Source organism: Micromonospora kangleipakensis (assembly GCF_004217615.1).
Lineage (GTDB): Bacteria > Actinomycetota > Actinomycetes > Mycobacteriales > Micromonosporaceae > Micromonospora > Micromonospora kangleipakensis.
The window spans coordinates 2,890,281-2,914,081 of the sequence record NZ_SHLD01000001.1; the positions used below are offsets into that span (position 1 = coordinate 2,890,281).

The 23,801-nt window shown below is 69.1% G+C and carries 14 protein-coding genes; 13 read left to right on the forward strand and 1 reads right to left on the reverse strand.

What is annotated here, in order from left to right:
- Positions 1-24: 24 nt before the first annotated feature.
- Positions 25-4,068: a family 43 glycosylhydrolase gene (locus EV384_RS13960; RefSeq protein WP_130333591.1), complete on the reverse strand. Its 4,044-nt coding sequence runs from the start codon at positions 4,066-4,068 to the stop codon at positions 25-27.
- Positions 4,069-4,409: 341 nt separating this feature from the next.
- On the opposite strand from EV384_RS13960, the gene EV384_RS13965 reads away from it, so the two are divergent.
- From EV384_RS13965 to EV384_RS14025, 13 genes are all read left to right on the forward strand, one after another.
- On the forward strand, positions 4,410-5,390 hold the full coding sequence (locus EV384_RS13965) for an ABC transporter substrate-binding protein (protein ID WP_130333593.1): 981 nt from the start codon (positions 4,410-4,412) through the stop codon (positions 5,388-5,390).
- A gap of 116 nt (positions 5,391-5,506) precedes the next feature.
- Positions 5,507-7,072, forward strand: coding sequence for a sugar ABC transporter ATP-binding protein (locus EV384_RS13970; RefSeq protein WP_207232318.1), 1,566 nt, complete (start codon positions 5,507-5,509; stop codon positions 7,070-7,072).
- Positions 7,069-8,175: an ABC transporter permease gene (locus EV384_RS13975; RefSeq protein ID WP_130333595.1), complete on the forward strand. Its 1,107-nt coding sequence runs from the start codon at positions 7,069-7,071 to the stop codon at positions 8,173-8,175. The genes EV384_RS13970 and EV384_RS13975 overlap by 4 nt, the downstream gene beginning before the upstream one ends.
- Positions 8,172-9,185 (forward strand): galactofuranose ABC transporter, permease protein YjfF, encoded by a 1,014-nt coding sequence (gene yjfF / locus EV384_RS13980; RefSeq protein ID WP_130333597.1) that lies wholly within the window; start codon positions 8,172-8,174, stop codon positions 9,183-9,185. Before EV384_RS13975 ends, yjfF begins: the two co-directional genes overlap by 4 nt.
- Positions 9,182-10,204 carry a LacI family DNA-binding transcriptional regulator gene (locus tag EV384_RS13985; RefSeq protein ID WP_242624044.1) on the forward strand — a complete coding sequence of 341 codons (1,023 nt, stop codon included), beginning with the start codon at positions 9,182-9,184 and terminating at the stop codon, positions 10,202-10,204. The genes yjfF and EV384_RS13985 overlap by 4 nt, the downstream gene beginning before the upstream one ends.
- Positions 10,201-11,859 carry a ribulokinase gene (gene araB / locus EV384_RS13990; protein ID WP_130333599.1) on the forward strand — a complete coding sequence of 553 codons (1,659 nt, stop codon included), beginning with the start codon at positions 10,201-10,203 and terminating at the stop codon, positions 11,857-11,859. The genes EV384_RS13985 and araB overlap by 4 nt, the downstream gene beginning before the upstream one ends.
- Positions 11,856-12,533 (forward strand): L-ribulose-5-phosphate 4-epimerase, encoded by a 678-nt coding sequence (locus EV384_RS13995; RefSeq protein WP_130333601.1) that lies wholly within the window; start codon positions 11,856-11,858, stop codon positions 12,531-12,533. Before araB ends, EV384_RS13995 begins: the two co-directional genes overlap by 4 nt.
- A gap of 26 nt (positions 12,534-12,559) precedes the next feature.
- A complete protein-coding gene (gene araA, locus EV384_RS14000; RefSeq protein ID WP_130333603.1) occupies positions 12,560-14,065 on the forward strand; it encodes an L-arabinose isomerase in 1,506 nt (501 codons plus the stop codon).
- A 43-nt stretch (positions 14,066-14,108) separates the two neighbouring features.
- The gene (gene chvE / locus EV384_RS14005; protein WP_130333605.1) at positions 14,109-15,236 is read left to right on the forward strand and encodes a multiple monosaccharide ABC transporter substrate-binding protein; all 1,128 of its coding nucleotides are present in this window, start codon (positions 14,109-14,111) and stop codon (positions 15,234-15,236) included.
- Positions 15,237-15,322: 86 nt separating this feature from the next.
- Positions 15,323-16,849: a multiple monosaccharide ABC transporter ATP-binding protein gene (gene mmsA, locus EV384_RS14010; RefSeq protein WP_130333607.1), complete on the forward strand. Its 1,527-nt coding sequence runs from the start codon at positions 15,323-15,325 to the stop codon at positions 16,847-16,849.
- A 13-nt stretch (positions 16,850-16,862) separates the two neighbouring features.
- Entirely contained in the window at positions 16,863-18,125 is a 1,263-nt protein-coding gene (gene mmsB / locus EV384_RS14015) for a multiple monosaccharide ABC transporter permease (RefSeq protein WP_207232319.1), read from the forward strand.
- Positions 18,126-18,440: 315 nt separating this feature from the next.
- Positions 18,441-20,915 (forward strand): S8 family serine peptidase, encoded by a 2,475-nt coding sequence (locus tag EV384_RS14020; protein ID WP_207232320.1) that lies wholly within the window; start codon positions 18,441-18,443, stop codon positions 20,913-20,915.
- On the forward strand, positions 20,915-23,779 hold the full coding sequence (locus tag EV384_RS14025) for a ribosomal eL19 family protein (protein WP_130333611.1): 2,865 nt from the start codon (positions 20,915-20,917) through the stop codon (positions 23,777-23,779). The genes EV384_RS14020 and EV384_RS14025 overlap by 1 nt, the downstream gene beginning before the upstream one ends.
- Positions 23,780-23,801 lie beyond the last annotated feature (22 nt).

Here is a 23,801-nt window from a genome sequence, read left to right on the forward strand (position 1 = left end):
GACGGCGCGACGCCCGCCCGGGACTCACTGCGCCAGCGGCGGGACGCTCTCCAGCGTCGGCACCACGTTGGCGATCGTGCCGTCGGCGTTGAACCGCAGGCGGTCGATGGTCACCTCGCGGTGGGTGCCGTCGCCGCCGGGAACGGCGAAGCGGTGGTAGGCGATGTACCAGTCGTCGGTGCCCGGCACCTGGATGATGCTGTGGTGCCCGGTGCCGAGGATGCCGAGGCTGACGTCCTTGGTGAGGATCTCGCCCCGGTTGACCAGCCCGTCGGCCATCGGGCTCGTGGCGGTGGCGTAGCCGACGCGGTAGTTCTCGCTGCCGGTGTCGTCGATGGACCAGCTGAGGTGGTACGTGCCGCCGCGCTTGGCCATGAAGAGGCCTTCGCGGAAGCCGGTCAGCCCCGTGATCCGCTTGACCTTGGCGGGATCGAACGACGTCATGTCCGGGTTGAGCGGCACGACGTAGGCGTTGCCGTTGCCCCAGTAGAGATAGCTCTGGCCGTCGTCGTCGGTGAAGACCGCTGGGTCGATCGCCTGGCCGCCGTCGGGATTGGTGGCGACGAGCGGCTTGCCGAGCGCGTCGACGAACGGGCCGGTGGGGGAGTCGGCGACGGCCACGCCGATCTTGGCGTCGGCGCAGAAGTAGAAGTAGTACTTTCCGTTCTTCTCGGTCGCGGCCGGCGCCCAGGCCCGCCCGTCGGCCCACGACACGTCGGGGCCGAGGTCGAGGATGGTCCGGTGTTCGGTCCAGTGCACGAGGTCCTTGCTCGACCAGGTCTTGAAGGTCGTGCTGGACCAGCCCGGGTAGCCGTCGGTGGTGGCGTAGATGTAGTAGGTGTCGCCGAAGCGGACGATGTTCGGGTCGGCGTTGTAGCCGGGTAGCACCGGGCTGTTCATGGCGACCGCCTTGACGGTCCAGACGCGGCTGCTGCCGTCGGCGCCCGTCACGGTGTAGGTGACCGGTCGCGTGAAGTCCTGGACGGACTCGTTGCCGGGGCTGACCTGCGCGTCGTCGCTGATCCCGAACTCGGGTGCGAGAGCGGTCAGGTCGGTGCCCGGCTTGACCGGCAGGGTCACCGTGCCGCCGTCGTTGTCGATGATGGCCGGCACCTTGAGCGCGTCCAGTTTCACCGCGCCGATGGCGGTCTCGTTTCCGGGCAGGGCGAGCACCTCCCTGGCCGACAGGCCCCGGTTCCACAGGGTGAAGCCGCGCATCCGGCCCGTGAAATAGCGGTCGGCGGCGTAGAGGGAGCGGCCCAGGTAGTTGGCCGTGCTGATGCCGCCGCCGAGGTCACCCGGCTTGGTCGTGACGCCGGTGTTGTGTGCCACCTCGACGCCGTTGTCGTAGAGGCGGGCCACCCCGCCGGAGAGCGTCCAGGTGATGGTGTGCCAGCTGCCCCGGCTCAGGTCGCGTCCGGTGCCGGTGTTCTGCTCGGTCGACCAGTTCCCGGTCGCGATGGCGGTGCGATAGGAGTTGCCGGTGGCGAACAGGTAGCCGTTGCCGGCGCCGTTCGTGGTGTTGCCCAGGCCCCAGATGAAGTACGGCGTGGCCTGCGCCGGATCGATCCACACCCGGGCGGAGACGCTCACGTCGGACAGGCCGGTCAGCAGGTTGTCCGGCAGGTCGACGTAGCCGTCGGTGCCGTCGAACGTCATCGCGTCGCTGCCCCGGGTGACCCCGCCGTGGATGGTGGCGTCCCGGCCGTTGCCGGAGCTGTCGGCCACCGTCGTGCCGCTGCCGCCGGCGAGGTGGTAGTCCGCGATGACGCCCTTCCTGGTCGCCGGTGTCGGCGAGGGGCCCTGGCGCAGGCGGTCGAGCTCGGCCTTGGTGACCGGCAGGACGGTGCCGTGCCGCGGGTGGGCCGGCAGGTCGTGGCCGGTCGACATGGTGAACCGCCCGCCGTCGAGGTCGGTGGTCTCGAACGGCACGTAGCCGCGCCCCCCGAACTCGTCGATGAACAGGTACCACTTGTCCTCGGTGTTGCTCTTGAAGATCGTCGGACCCTCGCCCTGGGCGATGCCCGCGGAGGTGTCCGTCGCCTTGCCGATGCAGTCCTGGACGAAGTCCCAGCTCGTGCTGCGCAGTTGGGTCGACTTCTGCTCCAGGATGAACTTGCTGCACGGGGTACTCGAGGTGTTGTTCCGCTCGTCCTTGGTGAAGCGGTAGTAGGTGCCGCCGTGTTTGATCACGGTCGAGTCGATCACCGAGTAGCCGGGGTCGACCCACACCCTGGGCTCGCTGAAGGTGCGGAAGTCGCGGGTCGTCGCGTACAGCATCCGGTTGTAGGTGTTGCCGGCGTGCGCGGTGTCCTCCGGCGCGTAGAGCTTGGCGGCCCAGAACACCACGTAGGCGCCGATGGTGTCGTCGTAGTAGGCCTCGGGCGCCCAGGTGTTACCGGCGGTGTCGGGAGAGACGCGCACATGGCGCTGCTGGGACCAGTTCACCAGGTCGGTCGACTCCCAGACCTCGATGTACTTGCTGCCGGTGCGCTGGCTGGCGTCCCAGTCGCCGTTGCCGTAGATCTTGAGGTCGGTGGCGATGAGGTAGAACTTGTCGCCCTCCGGGCTGCGGATGATGAACGGGTCACGCACGCCGTCGTCGCCCTCGGTGGAGGTGAGGACGGGGCGGCCACCGTTGAGCTCGTCGTACTTGAGCGGGTCGTTCCCGCGGCTCGCCGCGAAGTAGATCTGCTCGCCGTCAGCGCTGCCCTCACCGGTGAAGTAGGCGAAGGCGTAGCCCTCGAGGGGATCCTTCTTCGGCAGCGGGAGGACGGTCAGGGTGAAATTGCGTACGCCGCTGGCCGCACCCTTGGTCGCCCGTACGCTGAGGCGGGCCTTGATCGCGCCCGACCCGTACGGCGGCCGGGTCACCTCACCGGTGCTGCTGACGACGGAGGAGTCCTTGGCGGTCCACGCCAGCGCGACGTTGCGGGCTCCCCGGGTGGGCAGCGTCATGTTGCCGCGGACCGCGTCCTGGTCGGGGATGACGATGGCCGCGAGGGCGGCGTCGACCTTCTCCTGGTCGGTGATGTCCTCGACGACGGTGACGGTGAACTCCCGGGTGGCGGCGTAGCCGGCGTACGACGCGGTGGCGGTCAGCGTCACGGTCGCGTTGCCGGATCCGGGTGTGGGACGGGTGACCACGCCGGTGTTCGACACGATCGCGGGATCACTCGACGACCAGGTGATGCTGGAGCCGCCGGCACCGCGGGTCGGCAGGCTCAGGTTCTCCGTCACCGCGGACGTGTCGCCCAGGTCTAGGGCTGCCGCGTCATCCGCAGCCCGTCCGGTGGCGGTCCGCTCACCGAGGGCGTGCGCCTCGGCGGCGGTGACAGCGCGGTCGTAGATGCGGAAGTCCCGGACCTGCCCCTTGAGGTACCTGTCCGAGGTGTACACGGAGCGGCCGAGGTAGTTGGCGGTGGTGGTGCCGCCGCCGATCGACCCGGGCGTGAGGGTGATGCCGGTCTTGCGGGCGACCTCGACGCCGTCCTCATAGAGCACTGCGGTGCCGCCGCCGAGGGCGTAGGTGATGGTGCGCCAGCTGCCCCGGGTGAGATTGCGGCCGGTGGTCACGGTCTGCTCAGTGGACCAGTTGCCGCTGGCGATGGAGGCGCGGAAGGCGTTGCCGGTGTTGAACAGGTAGCCGTTGCCGACGCCGCCGGAACCGGTGTTCCCGAGCCCCCAGATGAAGTACGGCGCGGCCTGGTCGGTCGCCATGTTGACCTGCACCGAGACGGTGATGTCGGTGAGGCCCCGCAGGATGTTGTCGGGCAGCCGGACGTGGCCGTTGGCGCCGCCGAGGCGCAGGCCGTCCGGGCCCTGCCAGGTCGCGTCGCCGCTGAGCGTGCCGTTGCGGCCGTGCCCCGAGCTGTCGGTCACGGGGCCGCTGGTCTGGGTCAGGTCGTAGTGCAGGACCAGGCCGTCGTCGAGAGTGGCCGCCTGGCTGGGCGGGGCCAGGGCCGTGACGCTGACCAGGCTGGTGACAAGTGCGGTGACGCCGGCGAGCAGGCGGCGGGTTCGGTGGGGCGCGGAGTGGCGCGCCGGGCGGGGCCGGGACGGGGACATTGCCGGGCTTCCTCCTGGTGACTCGGCCGAGGCCGGGCGTCGGGACGGGTGGTGCAGCCGGGTGCTGTCTGGAGCAGTTGCGCTTCGAGGAACGCCTTCGACTTGCGAAGTGAGCGTTAACATGCTCGAAAGTGAGCGCTAACATACGTACGGCCTCCGATCGTGTCAATACTCCTACCTGCAGCGACATCTTCTGTTGACAAAGAGGACACGGGGGGTTGACATCCGCGGATGTTAACGCTCACACTTCTGCGCCAGATGGGCAGTGGTTGCCAGGCGGCGAACCAGGTACGAGCCGCACGGAGGGGCCCACCATGGCGTCAGAAAGTGGAGGAAGTCCAATGTCGAAGAAGTTCCTCGCGGCCGTCGCTGGCGTGGTGCTGGCCGTCGGCCTGGCAGGATGCGGCGGTGACTCGGCGGCGTCCGGTGGCGGCGGAGCCGGAAACGACACCATCACCATGGGCTTCGCCCAGGTCGGTGCCGAGTCCGGCTGGCGTACCGCCAACACGAAGTCCGTCCAGGAGTCGGCCAAGGAGGCCGGGATCGACCTCAAGTTCTCGGATGGCCAGCAGAAGCAGGAGAACCAGATCAAGGCGATCCGCAGCTACATCCAGCAGAAGGTCGACGTCATCGCCTTCAGTCCCGTCGTGGAGACCGGCTGGGACGCCGTGCTGCTCGAAGCCAAGCGAGCCAACATTCCCGTGATCCTCACCGACCGCGCGGTGGACTCGGAGGACACCTCGCTCTACAAGACCTTCCTCGGCTCGGACTTCGTCGCCGAGGGCAAGAAGGCCGGTGAGTGGCTGGTGGAGGAGTCCCAGGGCAAGAGCGAGGTCAACGTGGTCGAGCTGCAGGGTACGACGGGTGCCGCCCCCGCCATCGACCGCAAGCAGGGCTTCGCCGACGCGACCAAGGCCGCCCCGCAGATCAAGGTCATCGCCTCCCAGACCGGCGACTTCACCCGGTCCGGCGGCAAGCAGGTCATGGAGGCCTTCCTCAAGTCCAACCCCAAGATCGACGTGGTCTACGCCCACAACGACGACATGGGTCTGGGCGCCATCGAGGCCATCGAGGCGGCCGGCAAGAAGCCCGGTGTCGACATCAAGATCATCACGGTCGACGCGGTGCACGACGGCGTGCAGGCGCTCGCCGACGGCAAGATCAACTACATCGTCGAGTGCAACCCGCTGCTCGGTCCCCAGCTGATGGATCTCGCCAAGAAGGTCGTCAAGGGTGAGCAGGTGCCCCAGCGCGTGGTGACGGAGGAGACGACGTTCACGCAGGAGCAGGCGAAGACCGAGTTGCCCAACCGCAAGTACTGAGGTCGGGCCGATTCTCCACCCACCGCGCCCCCGCCACCCCCACGGATGGCGGGGGCGCAACCCCGGCGTCCGGCCCACAGCCGGCCATGGCTCGTAGCACATGAGGGAGGACCACCATGTCGGAGGACGCGAAGCAGGCGCCGCATGCGGCCGAACCGGCCGCGCTCGTGCAGATGCGGGGGATCTCGGTGGAGTTCCCGGGTGTGAAGGCCTTGCAGGAGGTGGACTTCCGGCTCTTCCCCGGCGAGGTGCACGCCCTCATGGGGGAGAACGGCGCGGGCAAGTCGACGCTCATCAAGGCGTTGACCGGCGTCTACAGCCCGATCGCCGGCGTCACGACGATCGAGGGGCGGGAGGTGTCGTTCTCCGGCCCGGCCGAGGCCCAGGGCGCCGGGATCAGCACCGTCTACCAGGAGGTCAACCTCTGCCCCAACCTGACGGTCGCGGAGAACATCCTGCTCGGCCGCGAGCCGCGGCGGCTCGGCGCGATCGACGGAAGGGCGACCCGGGCCCGCGCCGCCGAGCTGCTCGCCGAGATGGGACTCCACATCGACCCCGGCTCCATCCTCGCCGAGCATCCCATCGCCATCCAGCAGCTCGTGGCGATCACCCGTGCCGTCGCCGTGGACGCCAAGGTCCTCATTCTCGACGAGCCGACCTCCAGCCTCGACCAGGACGAGGTCGCCGAACTCTTCCGCATCATGCGAGTCCTGCGGGACCGGGGCGTCGCCATCCTCTTCGTCTCCCACTTCCTCGAGCAGGTGTACGAAATCTCCGACCGGATGACGGTGTTGCGCAACGGCCGGCTGGTGGGGGAGCACCGGAGCGCCGACCTCGGCCGGCTCGAGCTGGTCTCCCTCATGATCGGCCGCGAGCTTGGCGCGTTGGCGGAGGTCGAGCGGCTCGCCGGACAGGCCGGCGAGGTGGCCTCCACCGCCCCCGTGCTGCAGGCCACCGGTGTCGGCCGCAAGGGCTCGGTCGCACCGTTTCACCTGCAGATCAATCGCGGCGAGGTGGTGGGCCTGGCCGGACTCCTCGGCTCCGGGCGCACCGAGCTCGCGCGGCTGCTCTTCGGGGCGGACCGTCCGGACAGCGGCCAGGTGACCGTCGACGGCAAGGTGGTGCACCTGCGGAACCCCCGCGTCGCCATCGCCGCCGGGATCGCCTTCTGCTCTGAGGACCGCAAGGGCGAGGGAGTGCTGGCCGACCTCAGCGTCCGGGACAACCTGATTCTGGCCATGCAGGCCGCCAGCGGCTGGGCCCGGCCCATCCCCCGTAAGACCAAGGACCAGCTGGTGGAAAAGTGGATCAAGGCGCTGGACATCAGACCGGCGAACCCCGACGCGCTCGTGGGCAAGCTCTCCGGTGGCAACCAGCAGAAGGTGCTGCTCGCCCGCTGGCTGGTCACCAAGCCGAAGCTGCTCATCCTCGACGAGCCCACCCGCGGCATCGACATCGGGGCCAAGACCCAGATCCAGAAGCTCGTCGCCGAGCTCGCCCAGGAAGGCATGGCCGTGGTCTACATCTCCGCCGAGCTTGAGGAGGTCGTACGCCTGAGCCACCGCGTCGTGGTGATGAAGGACCGGGCCAAGATCGCCGAGCTCGACCAGCACGCCACCGTCGACGACATCATGCGGCTCATCGCCCGCGTGGACGAGGGCTCCGAGGCGGTGGCGGCATGACCTCCACGCGCCCCCTGGACCGCTTCCGCAGCAGCGGACTGCTGTGGCCCCTGGTGGCCATCGTGGTGCTGCTGGCGGCCAACGCGGTCGTCCGCCCGTCGTTCCTCGCCCTGCGCTTCCAGGACGGCCACCTCTACGGCAGCCTCATCGACATCCTCAAGAACGGCGCGCCGACCATGCTCATCGCGCTCGGCATGTGCCTGGTCATCGCCACCCGGGGGATCGACCTGTCGGTCGGCGCGGTCGTCGCCATCTCCGGAGCGGTCACCTGCTCCTCCATCGTGGGCGCGGCCGAGCCGGGCAGCGCCGGGGCCGCCTTCGTCGGCATGGGGACCGCGCTCGCGCTCTGCGCCGTCCTCGGACTGTGGAACGGCTTCCTCGTCGCCGGCCTCGGCATGCAACCAATCATCGCGACGCTCGTTCTCATGACCGCCGGGCGTGGCATTGCGATGCTCATCACCGACGGCCAGATCATCACCGTGCGCAACCCGACGTTCCGTACCGTCGGCGCCGGCTTCCTGGTGCTGCCCGTCTCGATCCTCATCGCCGTCGCCGTGTTCGTGCTCGTCGCCCTCGTGACCCGCCGGACCGCGCTCGGCCTGCTCATCGAGTCGGTCGGGATCAACCCGGAGGCCAGCCGGCTGGCCGGCCTGCGCGCCCGCACCATCCGGTGGACCGTCTACGTGTTCGCCGCCATCTGCGCCGGCGTCGCCGGCCTGATGATCAGCTCCAACGTCAGCGCCGCCGACGCCAACAACGCCGGCCTATGGATCGAGATGGACGCGATCCTGGCCGTCGTCATCGGCGGCACCTCGCTGGCCGGCGGCCGGTACAGCCTCACCGGCACGCTGCTGGGCGCGCTCATCATCCAGACGCTCACCACGACGGTGTACAGCATGGGCATTGACCCCAAGATCACCCTCGTCTTCAAAGCCGTCGTCGTCATCGCCGTGTGCCTCCTGCAGGCGCCCAAGGTGCGGGCCGCCCTGCTGGGCCGCACCCGGCGACGGCACGCCCCGCCGGACCCGGAGGCCGAGCCAACGGCCCGGCAGGGTACGCAGACCCCGACCGAACCCCTGGTGGAGAAGGTGGCCCAGCCATGACGACCACAGCAACGCCGGCCAAGGAGAAGGGCCTGCTCGGGACGCTTGCGGGCGGCCGGTCGATCCCCGGCCGGGTCGTCCCGGTACTCGCCACGTTCGTGCTCTTCGTGCTCCTCTTCGGCGTCGGCGCCGGCCGCTACGACGGGTTCACCTCCGGCCAGGTCGTGGCCAACCTGTTCATCGACAATTCCTTCCTGATCGTGCTCGCCGTGGGCATGACCTTCGTCATCGTGACCGGCGGGATCGACCTGTCGGTGGGCGCGGTGGTCGCGCTGTCGACGATGGTGGCCGCGGCCGGCCTGGGGGCCGGTCTGCCGGCGCCGCTCGTGGTGCTGCTGGTGCTGGCCATGGGGTCGACACTCGGCCTGCTGATGGGCCTGGTCATCCACTACTTCGAGATCCAGCCGTTCATCGTGACGCTCGCCGGCATGTTCCTCGCCCGAGGGCTGTGCTTCGTGGTCGGCGTCCAGTCGATCTCCATCAAGGACCCGACCTTCCGCAGCATTGCCACCGCCTCCCTGCCGCTGTCCGCGAACGTGTCGATCACCTGGAGTGTGGTGATCGCGCTGGCCATCGTGGCGGTGGCCGGCTGGGTCCTGCACCGCACCCGGTTCGGACGCACCGCCTATGCGGTCGGCGGCAACGAGAACTCGGCGATGCTCATGGGCCTGCCGGTCGCCAGGGTCAAGGTCGGCGTCTACGTCATCAGCGGAATCTGCTCCGCGACCGCCGGGCTCCTCTTCGCCCTCTACATGCTCTCCGGCTACGGCCTGCACGCCGTCGGCATGGAACTGGACGCCATCGCCTCCGTCGTGATCGGCGGCACGCTGCTCTCGGGCGGCGTCGGTTACGTCCTCGGGTCGCTGCTCGGCGTTCTCGTCCTGGGTGTCATCCAGACGTTGATCTCGTTCCAAGGCACGCTGAGCTCATGGTGGACAAAAATCGCGATCGGAACCCTGCTGCTCCTCTTCATCGTGATGCAGAGGGTCTTCATGCGGAGGCAGCCGTGACGGCGGCTGCCGCCAAGGCGCCGGTGATGGCCGACGTCGCTCGCCTGGCGGGCGTGTCGCACCAGACGGTGTCCCGGGTGATCAACGGGTCGGCCAGCATCAAGCCGGAGACCCGGGAGCGGGTGCTCCAGGCCATCGAACGGCTCGGCTACCGTCCCAACACCGCCGCCCGCGCCCTGGTGCGCGGACGCTCCGGGATGATCGGCATCATCGGCACCGCCAGGACGCTGTTCGGTCCGACGAGTATTCACCGGAGCGTTGAGGACGCCGCGCGGGCCGCCGGATACTTCGCCACCTCGGTGAGCCTGTCCGAGGTGACGCGGCGAGCCCTCGACGACGCCACCGACCATCTCATGCGGGTCGGCGTGGAGGGCATCGTCATGATTGCCGGTCACGACGAGGCTCTCGAGGTGGTGCGCAAGCAGCGCTCCGGCGTCCCCTTCGTCGTCGTGGAGGGGGACCTGTCCAAGGCGTCCCGCACGGTCGGCGTCGACCAGGTGCTCGGCGCTCGGCTGGCCACCGAGCACCTCCTGAAGCTCGGGCACCGCGAGATCGTGCACGTCAGCGGTCCGCTCAACTGGGCGGAGGCGCGCGCCCGGGTCGAGGGCTGGCGCCTGGCGATGAGTGAGGCGGGGCTGCGCCCGGCCGAGCCGGTGCCCGGCGACTGGAGTTCCGCGAGCGGGTATGCCGCCGGGCTGCGGATCTGCGAGATGTCGGAGACCACCGCGGTCTTCGCGGCGAACGACCAGATGGCGATCGGTGTGCTCCGCGCGCTGCACGAGCGCGGTCGGCGGGTGCCGGAGGACATCTCCGTCGTCGGGTTTGACGACGTCCCCGAGGCCGCCTACCTCATCCCGCCACTGACGACGATCGAGCAGGACTTCGAGGCCATCGGTCGACGTGCGATAGACGTCATCACCCAGGCGATCAACGGCGATGACCTCCAGCCCTCGCCATTGGTCATTCCCAAGCTCGTGGTGCGCCAGAGCACCGCCCCCCCGACAAGGACCAGCACATGAGTGACGAGAAGTACGTGGTGGGCGTCGACTACGGGACGCTCTCGGGACGAGCCCTGGTGGTCCGTGTCTCCGACGGTGCCGAGCTGGGGTCGGCCGTGCACGAGTACCCCCACGCGGTGGTGACCGAGGCCCTGCCCGGCGGCCAGCCGCTGCCTCCGGAATGGGCGCTGCAGGTGCCCCAGGACTACCGCGAGGTGCTGCAGGTGGCGGTGCCGCAGGCGGTGCAGGAAGCGGGAATCGACCCGGCCGACGTCACCGGCGTCGGCACGGACTTCACCGCGTGCACCATGATCCCGACGCTCGCCGACGGTACCCCGCTGTCCGAGCTGGACCAGTTCACCGCCCGGCCCCACGCCTACGTCAAGCTCTGGCGGCACCACGCCGCCCAGCCGCACGCCGACCGGATCAACCAGCTCGCCGCGAAGCGGAACGAACCATGGCTGGCCCGCTACGGCGGCCAGATCTCCTCGGAGTGGGAGTTCGCCAAGGCGCTACAGCTGCTGGAGGAGGATCCGACGAGCTACGCGGCCATGCAGCGCTGGGTGGAGGCAGCGGACTGGATCGTCTGGCAGCTCACCGGCCGCTACGTCCGCAACGCCTGCGCCGCCGGCTACAAGGGCATCTACCAGGACGGGCAGTATCCCGGCCCGGACTTCCTCGCCGAGCTCAATCCCGCGTTCGCCGACTTCGTCGAGACCAAGCTCGACCAGCCCATCGGCCAGCTGGGGGACACCGCCGGCACGCTGACCGACCGGGCGGCGGCGTGGACCGGTCTGCCGCCCGGCATCCCGGTCGCCGTCGGCAACGTGGACGCCCACGTCACGGCAGCCGCGGCCAACGCGCTCGAGCCCGGGCAGATGGTCGCCATCATGGGCACCTCCACCTGCCACATCATGAACGGCAGGGAGCTACGCGTCGTGCCCGGCATGTGCGGCGTGGTGAAGAACGGCATCGTCAAGGGGCTCTGGGGCTACGAGGCCGGGCAGAGCGGCGTGGGCGACATCTTCGCGCACTTCGTGCGGACGCACGTGCCGGCCAGCTACACGTCCCGGGCCCGCGCCGAAGGCTTGAGCATCCACGAGTACCTCACCAGCCTGGCGTCGACCCAGCGGGTGGGGGAGCACGGCCTGCTCGCCCTGGACTGGCACAGCGGCAACCGCTCGGTGCTCGTCGATCACGAGCTGTCCGGCCTGTTGGTGGGAGAGACGCTGGCCACCCGGCCGGAGGACATCTACCGGGCGCTCATCGAGGCCACCGCCTTCGGCACCCGAACCATCATCGAGACCTTCCGGGACGCCGGGGTGCCGGTCACCGAGCTGGTCGTCGCGGGCGGACTCGTCAAGAACCCGATGCTCATGCAGATCTACAGCGATGTGACCCGACTACCGCTGTCCATAGTTCCGTCGGAGCAGGCACCCGCGCTGGGTGCGGCCATCCACGCCGCGGTCGCCGCCGGAGCGTATCCGGACGTACGCACGGCGGCCGCGCGGATGGGCCACGCCGAGCGCGCGGCGTACACCCCGCACGAGGCGGACGCCGCGGTCTACGACGAACTCTTCGCCGAGTACACCACGCTGCACGACCACTTCGGCAGAGGCGACAACAAGCTGATGCGCAAGCTGCGTGCGATCCAGCGTTCGGCGGTGGCCCGATGAGCGTCATCCAGTCGGTCAACGCCACCATCACGTCGCTGCGCGCCCAGGTGGCGGCATTGCACGCCGAGCTGCCCCGCAACGCACTCGTGGTGTGGACGGCCGGCAACGTCTCGGCCCGCGTGCCCGGTGCGGACCTGCTGGTCATCAAGCCGTCGGGGGTCAGCTACGACGACATCCGCCCGGAGAACATGGTCATCACCGACCTCGACGCCAACCTGGTCGACGGAGACCTGGCGCCGTCGTCGGACACCGCCGCCCACGCATACGTCTACAAGCACATGCCACGCGTGGGCGGCGTCGTGCACACCCACTCCACGTACGCGACCGCCTGGGCCGCCCGCGGTGAGCCCATCCCGTGCGTGCTCACCATGATCGCCGACGAGTTCGGCGGCGAGATTCCGGTCGGCCCGTTCGCGCTCATCGGCGACGACTCCATCGGTCGCGGCATCGTGGCCACGCTCCGGACCCACCGCTCACCGGCCGTCCTCATGCGCAACCACGGCGTCTTCACCATCGGGACCCACGCCCGAGCGGCGGTCAAAGCCGCCGTGATGTGCGAGGACGTCGCCCGCACCGTCCACATCGCTCGTCAGCTCGGTGCACCGCTGCCGCTGCGGCAAAGCGACATCGACGCCCTCTACGACCGCTACCAGAACGTCTACGGGCAGGCGTGAGCCGCACCCCGACAGGAGAACCCGCCATGGCATCGGCCACGAAACCCGAGGTCTGGTTCCTCACCGGCAGCCAGCACCTTTACGGACCGGAAACCCTCATCCAGGTCGCCGACCAGTCCCAGCAGATCCAGCGAACCCTGGTGTCCTCGGGTCAACTCGCCGCCGAGATCGTCTGGAAGCCGGTGCTGACCGACTCGACCGCGATACGCCACGTGATGCTCGAGGCCAACGCGGACCCCGGCTGCGTGGGCGTCATCGCCTGGATGCACACGTTCTCACCGGCCAAGATGTGGATCGCTGGTCTGGACATGCTGCGCAAGCCGCTGCTGCACCTGCACACCCAGCTCAACGCGGCGCTGCCCTGGGCGTCCATCGACATGGATTTCATGAATCTCAACCAGGCCGCGCACGGTGACCGGGAGTTCGGCTACATCCTGACGCGGCTCGGGGTGACCCGCAAGACCATCGTCGGCCACGCCTCCGACCCCGAGGTGGTCGCCCGACTCGACGGCTGGATCCGCGCTGCCCTCGGCCTGGACCACCTGCGCGGGCTGCGCCTGGCACGGTTCGGCGACAACATGCGCGACGTCGCGGTGACCGAGGGGGACAAGGTGGAGGCTGAGCTGCGGTTCGGCGTCTCGGTCAACACCTACGGCGTCAACGACCTGGTCGCTGCGGTCGACGACGCATCCGCGGACGAGGTCGACGCGCTCGTCGCCGAGTACGCCGACGCGTACCGCCTCGCACCGGAACTGGCCCGGGGTGGCGGGCGCCACGAGTCCCTGCGGTACGCCGCGCGCATCGAGGTCGGCCTGCGCGACTTCCTCACCGCGGGTGGCTTCGGCGCGTTCACCACGAACTTCCAGGACCTCGGCGACCTGCGGCAGCTGCCCGGTCTGGCGGTGCAACGGCTGATGGCCGACGGCTACGGCTTCGGCGGTGAGGGGGACTGGAAGACCTCCGCTCTCCTCGCCGCGATCAAGGCCATGGGTGCCGGCAGCGGGCGGGGCACCTCATTCATGGAGGACTACACCTACCACCTGGGGCCGGGCGAGCCGAAGATTCTCGGGGCGCACATGCTGGAGGTCTGCCCGAGCATCGCCGCGCACCGGCCGTCCTGCGAGATCCACCCGCTGAGCATCGGCGACCGGGAGGACCCGGTACGACTGGTGTTCGACGCCGCACCGGGCGCCGGCGTGGTGATCGGCATGACGGACCTCGGCGACCGGTTCCGGCTGGTCGCCAACACGGTCGAGGTGACACCGCCGGATGAGCCGCTGCCCAACCTGCCGGTTGCCCGCGCGGTGTGGAAGCCGGCCCCGTCGCTGTCCACCTCCGCCGAGGCGTGGCTCATGGCCGGCGGACCGCACCACACCGTGCTGACCCAGGCAGTTGGCGCGGAGACGTTGCGGGACTTCGCCGACATGCTGAAATCCGAATTCCTGCTCATCGACCACCGCACCACCCCGTCCGACCTGGGTGACCGGCTGCGGTGGAACCAGGCCTACTACCGGCTGATGCACAGCCGCTAGACCCCGGCCGAGGTACCCCTTTCCCCCCTCAGAAGGAGACATCATGCTCATCACCCGTCTTTCCTCGGTGGCGGCGGCCATCGTCCTCGTCACGGCCCTGACCGCCTGCGGTTCCAGCACCAAGACCGTCGACCAGCAGGCACAGTCCGGCGACAACGCGGGCGCACTGGTCGGCGTCACCATGCCCACCAAGTCGTCGGAGCGGTGGATCAGCGACGGCGAGAACGTCAAGAAGCAGCTGGAGGCGCTCGGCTACAAGGTCGACCTGCAGTACGCCGAGAACGACATCCCGACCCAGGTCAACCAGCTGGAGAACCAGATCACCAAGGGCGCCAAGCTGCTCATCATCGCGTCCATCGACGGCACCGCGCTGACCACGCAGCTGCAGCAGGCGAGGGACAAGAACATCTCGGTCATCGCGTACGACCGGCTCATCCGCAAGAGCCCGAACGTCGACTACTACGCGACGTTCGACAACTTCAAGGTCGGTGTGCAGCAGGCGACCTCGCTGCTGGTGGGCCTCAAACTGCTCAAGCCGGACGGCTCGCCCGGTGAGGCGAAGGGGCCGTTCAACATCGAGCTGTTCGCTGGCTCGCCGGACGACAACAACGCCACGTTCTTCTTCAACGGTGCGATGAGCGTGCTGCAGCCGCACATCGACAAGGGCGCGCTCGTGGTGAAGAGCGGCCAGAAGGACTTCAAGACCGTCGCCATCCTGCGCTGGGACCCGGCCACCGCGCAGAAGCGCATGGAGGACCTGCTGACCTCGACGTACACGGGCGGCGCCACGGTCGACGGGGTGCTGTCGCCGTACGACGGGCTGTCGATCGGCATCCTGTCGGCCCTCAAGAGCAACGGTTACGGCACCGCCGGCCAGCCGTACCCGGTCGTCACTGGCCAGGACGCGGAGCTGGCGTCGGTGAAGTCCATCATCGCGGGTGAGCAGTACTCGACGATCTACAAGGACACCCGCGAGCTCGCCAAGGTGACGGTGGAGATGGCCGACGCCGTGCTCAAGGGGAGCAAACCGCAGGTGAACAACGACAAGGACTACGACAACGGGGTCAAGGTGGTGCCGTCGTACCTGCTGCAGCCCGTCATCGTAGACAAGAGCAACTACAAGCAGGCGCTCGTCGACACCGGTTACTACACCGGCGCGCAGCTGGGCTGACCCGGGGTGACTCCCGCCGCGCCCTCAAGAGGCGCGGCGGGAGTCTTCAGCCTCGTAGCACACGTGCCGGCGGAGGGAGTGCGGCGATGAGCGACCACATCCTGCAGATGCAGGGCATCACCAAGACGTTTCCCGGGGTCATGGCGCTTCAGGACGTCAACCTGTCCGTGCGCCGGGGGGAGGTCCACGCGATCTGTGGCGAGAACGGCGCGGGTAAGTCGACGCTGATGAAGGTGCTGTCCGGGGTGTACCCGCACGGCACGTACCAGGGCGAGATCTACTTCGACGGCGAGCCGTGCCGATTCTCCGGCATCCGCGATAGCGAGCACCGCGGGATCGTCATCATTCATCAGGAGCTCGCGCTGTGCCCCCAGCTGTCGATCGCGGAGAACATCTTCCTCGGCAACGAGCGGGCCCATCAGGGCCTGATCGACTGGAACAGGACCAACCACGAGGCGGCACAGCTGCTGGCGCGGGTGGGCCTGGCCGAAAATCCGGTAACCCCGGTGTTCGATCTCGGGGTGGGAAAGCAGCAGCTGGTGGAGATCGCCAAGGCGCTCTCCAAGGAGGTGAAGCTGCTGATCCTCGACGAGCCGACCGCGGCGTTGAACGACGAGGACTCGGCGCACCTGCTGGATCTGCTGCGCGGGCTGCGTGACGCGGGGATCACCTGCGTGATCATCTCGCACAAACTCAACGAGGTCCTCGCGATCGCGGACGCCATCACCATCCTCCGCGACGGGCGCACCATCGAGACCCTCGACATGGCCACCGACGAGGTGACCGAGGACCGGATCATCTCCGGGATGGTGGGCCGGGACCTGAGCCACCGCTTCCCGCCACACACGCCGAAGATCGGCGAGGAGCTGCTGCGCGTCGAGGACTGGACCGTGCACAGCCCGACCCAGCACGGCCGGGTCGTGGTGTCCGGCGCCAACCTGGTGCTGCGCCGCGGGGAGATCGTCGGGCTGGCCGGGCTGATGGGCGCCGGACGGACGGAGCTGGCGATGAGCGTGTTCGGCCGCTCGTACGGCACGAACATCACCGGGCGGGTCGTCAAGGACGGCAGGGAGATCCACCTGAAGTCCGTGCGCGACGCCATCCGGCACGGCATCGCGTACGTCACCGAGGACCGGAAACGGTACGGCCTCAACCTGATCGAGGACGTCAAGCGCAATGTCTCCGCCGCGGCGCTCGGCAAACTGGCGACGCGCGGATGGGTCAACGACAACGAGGAGTACCGGGTCGCCGACGAGTACCGGGCCAGCATGAACATCAAGGCCCCCAGCGTGCTCAGCCTCACCGGCAAACTCAGCGGCGGAAACCAGCAGAAGGTCGTCCTGTCGAAGTGGATGTTCACCGACGCGGACGTGTTGATCCTGGACGAGCCGACCCGGGGCATCGACGTCGGGGCCAAGTACGAGATTTACACGATCATCAACCGGCTCGCCGACGAGGGTAGGGCCGTGCTCGTGATCTCCTCCGAGCTGCCCGAGCTGCTGGGGCTGTGCGACCGAATCTACACGTTGTCCGCCGGCCGGATTACGGGCGAGGTGCCCCGCGAGCATGCCACGCAGGAGCGGCTCATGCAGTACATGACCAAGAGACAGTAAACGGGAGACCAGCATGACCAGCGTCGCACCCACCAACGCCGACCTTGCGATGGCCGACACCACGCTGGCCCAGCCGGGGCAACCGGCCGGCCGCGCGCCACGCCGCTTCACCGTCAACCTGCGTCAGTCCGGCATCTACGTCGCGTTCGCGCTGATCGTGTTGCTGTTCACCGTGCTGACCGACGGCGCGATGCTGCAGCCGCAGAACATCAGCAACATCATCGTTCAGAACTCCTACATCCTGATCCTCGCCATCGGCATGATCTTGATCATCATCGCCGGACACATCGACCTGTCGGTCGGTTCGGTGGTCGCGGTCACCGGCGCGATCACCGCCGTCCTCACCGTCAACATGGGCGTGCCGTGGCCGCTCGCCCTGGTCATCACCCTCATCGCTGGCGCTCTCATCGGTGCCTGGCAGGGCTACTGGATCGCCTACTTCGGGATTCCGGCGTTCATCGTCACCCTCGCCGGCATGCTGCTGTTCCGCGCGCTCACCCTGACCGTGCTCGGTAACCAGGGCATCGGCCCGTTCCCCGAGGAGATCCGCACCCTGTCCAACGGCTTCACCCAGGGCTACCTCGGCAACGTCGGCCTCGGACCGCTCGGCGGTGCGGACCTGTTCAGCCTGCTCGTCGGCATCACGGCCGTGGCCGGAATAGCCATCACCCAGTGGCGCACCCGCGCCGCCCGGCTGGGCTACCACCAGGCGGTCGATCCGCTGCCGACTTTCCTCGCCAAGATCGCGCTCGCTGCGTTCCTCGTCCTCGGGATCGTTGTGCAGCTCGCCCGGTTCCGCAACCTGCCCTGGGTCCTCGTGCTGCTCGCCGCCCTGGTGCTCGGCTACAGCCTGCTGATGAACCGGGCCGTGTTCGGCCGGCAGATCTACGCCGTCGGCGGAAACCTGCAAGCCGCCGTCCTGTCCGGCGTCAAGGTCAAGTCCAATGTCTTCTGGATCTTTGTGAACATGGGGGTGCTGTCCGCCCTCGCCGGCATCATCTTCGCCGGCCGCCTCAACCAGGCCGGCCCGACCGCCGGCAACCAGTTCGAGCTCGATGCCATCGCAGCGGCCTTCATCGGCGGCGCCGCCGTCCAGGGTGGCGTCGGCAAGGTCGTCGGCGCGATCACCGGGGGCCTCATCATGGGCGTCATCAACAACGGCATGTCCCTGATCGGGGCTCCCAGTGAGCAGGTGATGCTGGTCAAGGGCCTGGTGCTTCTCGCCGCCGTCGCGTTCGATGTGTGGACCAAGCGGCGGGCCGGCGCCGCACGTTAGCCGCGCCCATCGAGCGTGGCGTCGGTTTCCAGCGCCCCGGGCTCATGAAGAGGGGAGAGGCGGTTGGGCCACCCACTCCGCCACTGACGGTTCCACCCACGGGTTGGCTCCCGCGCCGCGTCAGTAATTCGCCAGTAACGGTTCAGCCGTAGCCTGCCCGACCAGGCCAGCTCCGCGCTTTCCGGTCGCCCTTCCGGCGGCTTTCCCTGAAACGGAGTTACCGGCTTTCCCTGTATCGGCGATTGAGGAGCTAGATAAATGCATTTGCCCCGTTCATCCCTGCGGCGAGCGGCCACCGCCTGGGCAGCGGTTGCCGTGACCGTCGTCGGCGGCCTTGCCGTGCCGGCCGCGGCCGCCGCGCCCCGGCACAATGCGATCGTCGATCCGGGCCTCGCCGCCGCCGTTGGCGCCGGTCAGGAGGCGACCTTCTTCGTCGTCGTCGACGGCCGCACCGACCTGTCCGGTGCCCTGCGTCAGCGCGGCAAGGCGCGGAAGGCCGCCGTGTTCCGGGCGCTGCGCGCCGAGGCCACCCGGGACCAGAGCTCGCTGACCCGCTACCTGGACCAGGCGAAGATCGGCTACGAGTCGTACTGGATCGCGAACGCCGTGAAGGTCACCGGCGACCGGGACCTGGTCGAGCGGCTCGCCGCCCGTCCCGATGTCGCCGCCCTGCGGCAGGAGCAGCACTACGCCATCAGCACCGTCGCGATGGACCCCGTCACCACGACCACGACCACGACCACCGACCCGGAGTGGGGCGTCAAGGACATCGGCGCCGACCAGGTCTGGTCCCAGTACGCCGACCGCGGCGAGGGCGTCGTCGTCGCCAGCATCGACTCGGGCGTGGAGTTCAACCACCCGGCCCTGGCGGACAACTACCGGGGCAACCTCGGCGACGGCACCTACAACCACGACTACAACTGGTACGACGCGTCCGGCCAGTGCCCCGACAGCAGCACCCCCTGCGACAACAACGGCCACGGCACCCACACCATGGGCACCATCGCGGGCGCGGGCGGCATCGGCGTCGCGCCGGGCGCGACGTGGATCGCCGCCAAGGGCTGCGAGGCCAACTACTGCTCGGACACCTCGCTGCTGAATGCCGGCCAGTGGATCCTCGCGCCGACCGACCACAACGGGCAGAACCCGCGGCCCGATCTCGCCCCGGACATCGTCAACAACTCCTGGGGCGGCGGGAACACCACCTTCTACCAGGACATGATCGAGGCCTGGAACGCGGCCGGCATCTTCGAGGCGTTCGCTGCCGGCAACGCTGGCAACGGAACGACCTGTTCGACCACCGAGGCGCCAGGTGCCCAGGCTCCGGCGTACGGGGTCGGCGCGTACGACGCGACCGGAGCCATCGCGTCCTTCTCCGGCTTCGGCCCCTCCCTCGTCGACGGTTCCATGAAGCCGAACATCGCCGCGCCCGGCGTCAACGTCCGCTCCGCCTGGCCGGGCAGCCGCTACCGGGCGATCTCCGGTACGTCCATGGCGACCCCGCATGTCGCCGGTGCCGTCGCCCTGCTCTGGTCCGCGGCCCCCTCCCTCGTCGGCGACATCGACGCCACCCGCGCCGTCCTGAACGACTCCGCGCGGGATGTCGACGACACCCACTGCGGCGGCACCGCCGACGCCAACAACGTCTGGGGCGAGGGCAAGCTCGACGCCTTCGCCGCCGTCGACCGGGCCCCGCACACCGCGGCCACCATCACCGGCACCGTCACCGACCGGGTCACCGGCGCCGGCCTGGCCGGAATCACCATCACCGCAACGGGCCAGGGCGGCCAGCGCACCGTGACCACGGAAGCCTCGGGCGCCTACCGGCTGGTCCTGGCGGCCGGCGCGTACACCGTCACCAGCGTCGGCTACGGCTACCGCACAGTCACGGAGGACCTCACCGTCACCGACGGCCAGGCCCTCTCCCACGACATCGCGCTGGACGCCGTTCCCCGGCACGCCGTGACCGGCACGGTGTACGACGTGACGGGCAAGCCGCTCCCCGGTGCCAGCGTACGGATCGTCGAGGCGCCGCTCGCCCCGGTCGTGTCGGACGCCGCCGGCGCCTTCCGTTTCCCGGTCGTCGCCGAAGGATCCTTCACGCTGATGGTGACGCCAGCCGAGCCGGTGCTGTGCAACGGCACCTACCAGAAGACCCTGACCGTGGACGGCGACGAGAGCGTGGCGGTCCGACTGCCCGCCCACAGCGACGCCTTCGGCAACAGCTGTCTGCCCGCCGCGTACTCCTGGGTCAGCGGCGCCACCAAGGTCGCCCTCTCCGGCGACGAAAACGCCAAGACCGTCGCCCTGCCGTTCCCGGTGACCTTCTACGGCGTCGCGTACAACCAGGCGAGCGTCACGACCAACGGCCTGGTGAACTTCCTCGCCCCGCGGCTCGGCGACTACGTCAACACCGCGCTGCCGGCGACGGCGCAGCCCAACGGCATCCTCGCCGCCTACTGGGACGATCTCGTCCTCGACAAGAGGTCGGCCGTGAAGACCGCCACCACCGGCACGGCCGGACAGCAGAAGTTCGCGATCGTCTGGGAGAACGCGACCTTCGCCGCCGATTCGAGCCGGCGAGTGACGTTCGAGGCGGTCTTCGAAGAGGCGACCGGGGCGATCCTCCTGCAGTACCAGTCCATCGACGACGCGTCGGCGCTGGAGAAAGGCGGATCAGCGACCGTCGGCATCGAGAACCAGGCCGGCGCCGACGCCCTGCAGTACTCCTTCAACGAACCGGTCCTCACCGACCGTAGCGCTCTGCGTATCTTCCCGAAGGCGGCATGATGAAGAAGCGATCCCGAAGCGCCGTGCGCCGCCTCGCCTCCGCCCTGCTCGCGCCCGGACTCGTGCTTGCCGCGCTTCCCGCGATCACCACCCCGGCGTACGCCGAGGACGGGTCGCAGCAGGCGCGGGTCCTGACCGACGCCCAAGCCGCTGAACTCGAAAGTCGATTCACGGCGGCCCCCTCTGCTCAGAAGGCGACCGCGCCGAGCGACACCGCCGAACCGCCGGCCGAGCAGCCGCAGGACGCGGCACCGGTCACCCTCACCGAGGCGTCCGCGCTGGAGACGTACCGGGGGAACGCCGAAACCGCCCCACTCGGCGGCGGCAAGGGCGACTTCCTAGCCGTGCACAGTCTCGGCCTGATCACCCGCTTCACGACGGGGGGCCGGGCGGTGTGGAAGCGCGACAACGATTCCCTCTACGCCGACTGGCACGTCAAGCCGCTGCGGCCGTGGGACAAGGAGCCGTACCCTGCCCATATCACCGTCGGCTATGAGGCCAACAGTCCGTACGCGGACCTGGCCGACCGGGGCTTCGCGCAGGGGGACCTGACGGGCGACGGGGTGGCTGACGTCGTCTTCACCGCGAAGGTGGGCGCCAACCCGTACCGCCCGTTCACCTCCCCGGGCTCGTCCCTGACGACGGGTAGCTTCGTCACCGCCCTCGACGGGAAGACCGGGGCGACGCTGTGGTCGCAGATCCTCCCCGACGCCCAGCAGGTCGCCCTCGCCGGCAGGACCCTGCTCGTCGCCGACCAGCCGTCCAACAACTTCGGCGCCGACGAAACGTTGACGACGAAGCTGTACGGCTTCCGCTTCACGTTCGCGGACGGGCGACTGACCCCGGCGGCGACCTGGTCGTACGACACCGGCCAGCGCGACGGCCGGTGGGCCTCGGTCACCGCGCTCTCCGACACCGCGGCAGCCCTCTCCTGGTACGTGCGGAAGACCGACACCGACCCGGCCGCGAGCCAGACACTCGTGATCGACACGGCGGACGGCACGCCGCATTGGCAGACCGCCGGCGCGATGTACGGGCGGGAGGCGGTCGTCGACCCGTCCCGGAACCGGCTCGTCGCCATCGAGCAGTCCGACTACACCGACGGGGTGCGGTACCAGCTGGTCGGTTACGACCTGGCCAACGGCACCCGGACCGTGCTCGACGAGCGGGTCAACGCGGTCGGTACCGAGCTGGCGGTCGGCGAGTTGAAGGGCGGCGGCGGCGTCGAGTACGCGGTCGCCGAGGCCACCTTCGACGACGACTTCTACATCAATGCGGCGACGGTGCGCGGCCTGCGCGGTGACGGCGGGACGGAACTCTGGTCGTACACGGTGAAGCGGGACGAGTCGAACCGGCTTGACGGTGACAGCGTCCTCGGCCTGCGGATCGCGAACGGCAAGGCCATCGCCTCGTACGTGACGACCGCGGACAGGGGCCGCGCCATCAACGCGGGGGGCCGCCGCTACGGCACGATCACCGTGCTCAGCGGCGGGGACGGTTCGGTGCGGTGGTCGCAGAAGGGCATGGTCGCCTCCCCGATCTACGCCGAGCCGTACCAGGCCGGCGACGACTGGCTGGTACGCACCATCGGCAACGCCCAGAACATCCACCTCTACCGGCTGGACAACGGCACGTCGGCGGGGCTCGTACCGCTCCTTGCCGACCTGTCGACCGGCGTCGCGGTCGATGTGAACGGAGACGGCCGCAAGGACCTGGTGGCCGGCGGCCAGTCCCGCGGCCTGTGGGCGTTCGACGGTCCGTCGCTGGCCGCGGGCAAGCCGCGGGTGCTGTGGCAGGCCACCCTGCCCGGCGCCGTGTACGGCGACATCGTGCTGGGTGACACGGACGGTGACGGACGCCGCGACGACCTGGTGGTGGCCGCCGAGACCGCCGCGGTGATCGTCGACGCCACCACCGGTCGGGTCAGCGCGACCATCGACCAGCCGGGGCAGTTCGTCCGCTCGGTGACCGTGGCCGATCTGAACAGCGACGGCGCTGACGACGTGCTCGTTCCGACCGACGCCGTCCGCGCCTACCGGGGTAGTGGCCGCCAACTGTGGTCCTACGCTCCCCAGGGCACGGGGCCGGTTGCCTTCTCGGACCTGGCGGTGACCGACGGCCGGGTGCTCGGTTCGTACCAGACGGCGTACCAGCGCGAGCCCGCCACGGTCGAGGAGATGGCTCTGGACGCCCGGACCGGTACGGTCGCCTGGACCGCCAGCCCAGTGTGGACGGGTAGCGACCCGAAGATCTACGGTGCGCAGCTCTTCCACGGCGTGTACGCCTCGCCCGCGATCCCGTACGCGGACGGGCATGCGGCCGTGGCCACCTGGATCGTGCGCGATGACAACGGCTGGTGGCGGGAGTTCTTCGAGTTCCGCGACGTCCGCACGGGCGGGGTGGTGAAGACCGCGCTCGGTGGCGGATCCTTCACCCTCGGCAACTGGTTCACCGGCGACGAGGGCCTGATCCTCACCGGAACGGCCTCGCTGCAAACCTTCGGCACGGACGGCAACGACTACCTGATCTACACGGTGGGGGCCATCCACCGAGCCGGTTTCGCGACCGGTCCCGGTGGGCGCCGGCTGCTCGTCGGTGGCACGGAAGGCGCGTTCTACATCTGGGACCCGTCCGTGCTCACGGCCGGCGTCCACTATCCGGATCACGAGGCCCGGCTGCAGCGGTACGCGACCCAGAACGTGGTGATCGCGGACCTCACCGGTGACGGCGTGGACGAGATCGTCGGCCTGCACAACGAAAACCTCGGGCAGGACCGGATGGCCGAACTGTCCGGCTACCGGTACGACATGGGGGTCGACAACCGGATTCACGGAATGGTGACGGGCGTCGTGACCAATTCCTGACTTGACACCGCTGATGGGGGCT

Coding starts and splice junctions, on each gene's coding strand:
- mmsB (WP_207232319.1), top strand. CDS start 16,863: ATGACCAGCGTCGCACCCACCAACGCCGACCTTGCGATGGCCGACACC.
- yjfF (WP_130333597.1), top strand. CDS start 8,172: ATGACGACCACAGCAACGCCGGCCAAGGAGAAGGGCCTGCTCGGGACG.
- araA (WP_130333603.1), top strand. CDS start 12,560: ATGGCATCGGCCACGAAACCCGAGGTCTGGTTCCTCACCGGCAGCCAG.
- EV384_RS13960 (WP_130333591.1), bottom strand. CDS start 4,068: ATGTCCCCGTCCCGGCCCCGCCCGGCGCGCCACTCCGCGCCCCACCGA.
- EV384_RS13965 (WP_130333593.1), top strand. CDS start 4,410: ATGTCGAAGAAGTTCCTCGCGGCCGTCGCTGGCGTGGTGCTGGCCGTC.
- EV384_RS13995 (WP_130333601.1), top strand. CDS start 11,856: ATGAGCGTCATCCAGTCGGTCAACGCCACCATCACGTCGCTGCGCGCC.
- chvE (WP_130333605.1), top strand. CDS start 14,109: ATGCTCATCACCCGTCTTTCCTCGGTGGCGGCGGCCATCGTCCTCGTC.
- EV384_RS13970 (WP_207232318.1), top strand. CDS start 5,507: ATGTCGGAGGACGCGAAGCAGGCGCCGCATGCGGCCGAACCGGCCGCG.
- EV384_RS14025 (WP_130333611.1), top strand. CDS start 20,915: ATGAAGAAGCGATCCCGAAGCGCCGTGCGCCGCCTCGCCTCCGCCCTG.
- araB (WP_130333599.1), top strand. CDS start 10,201: ATGAGTGACGAGAAGTACGTGGTGGGCGTCGACTACGGGACGCTCTCG.
- mmsA (WP_130333607.1), top strand. CDS start 15,323: ATGAGCGACCACATCCTGCAGATGCAGGGCATCACCAAGACGTTTCCC.
- EV384_RS13975 (WP_130333595.1), top strand. CDS start 7,069: ATGACCTCCACGCGCCCCCTGGACCGCTTCCGCAGCAGCGGACTGCTG.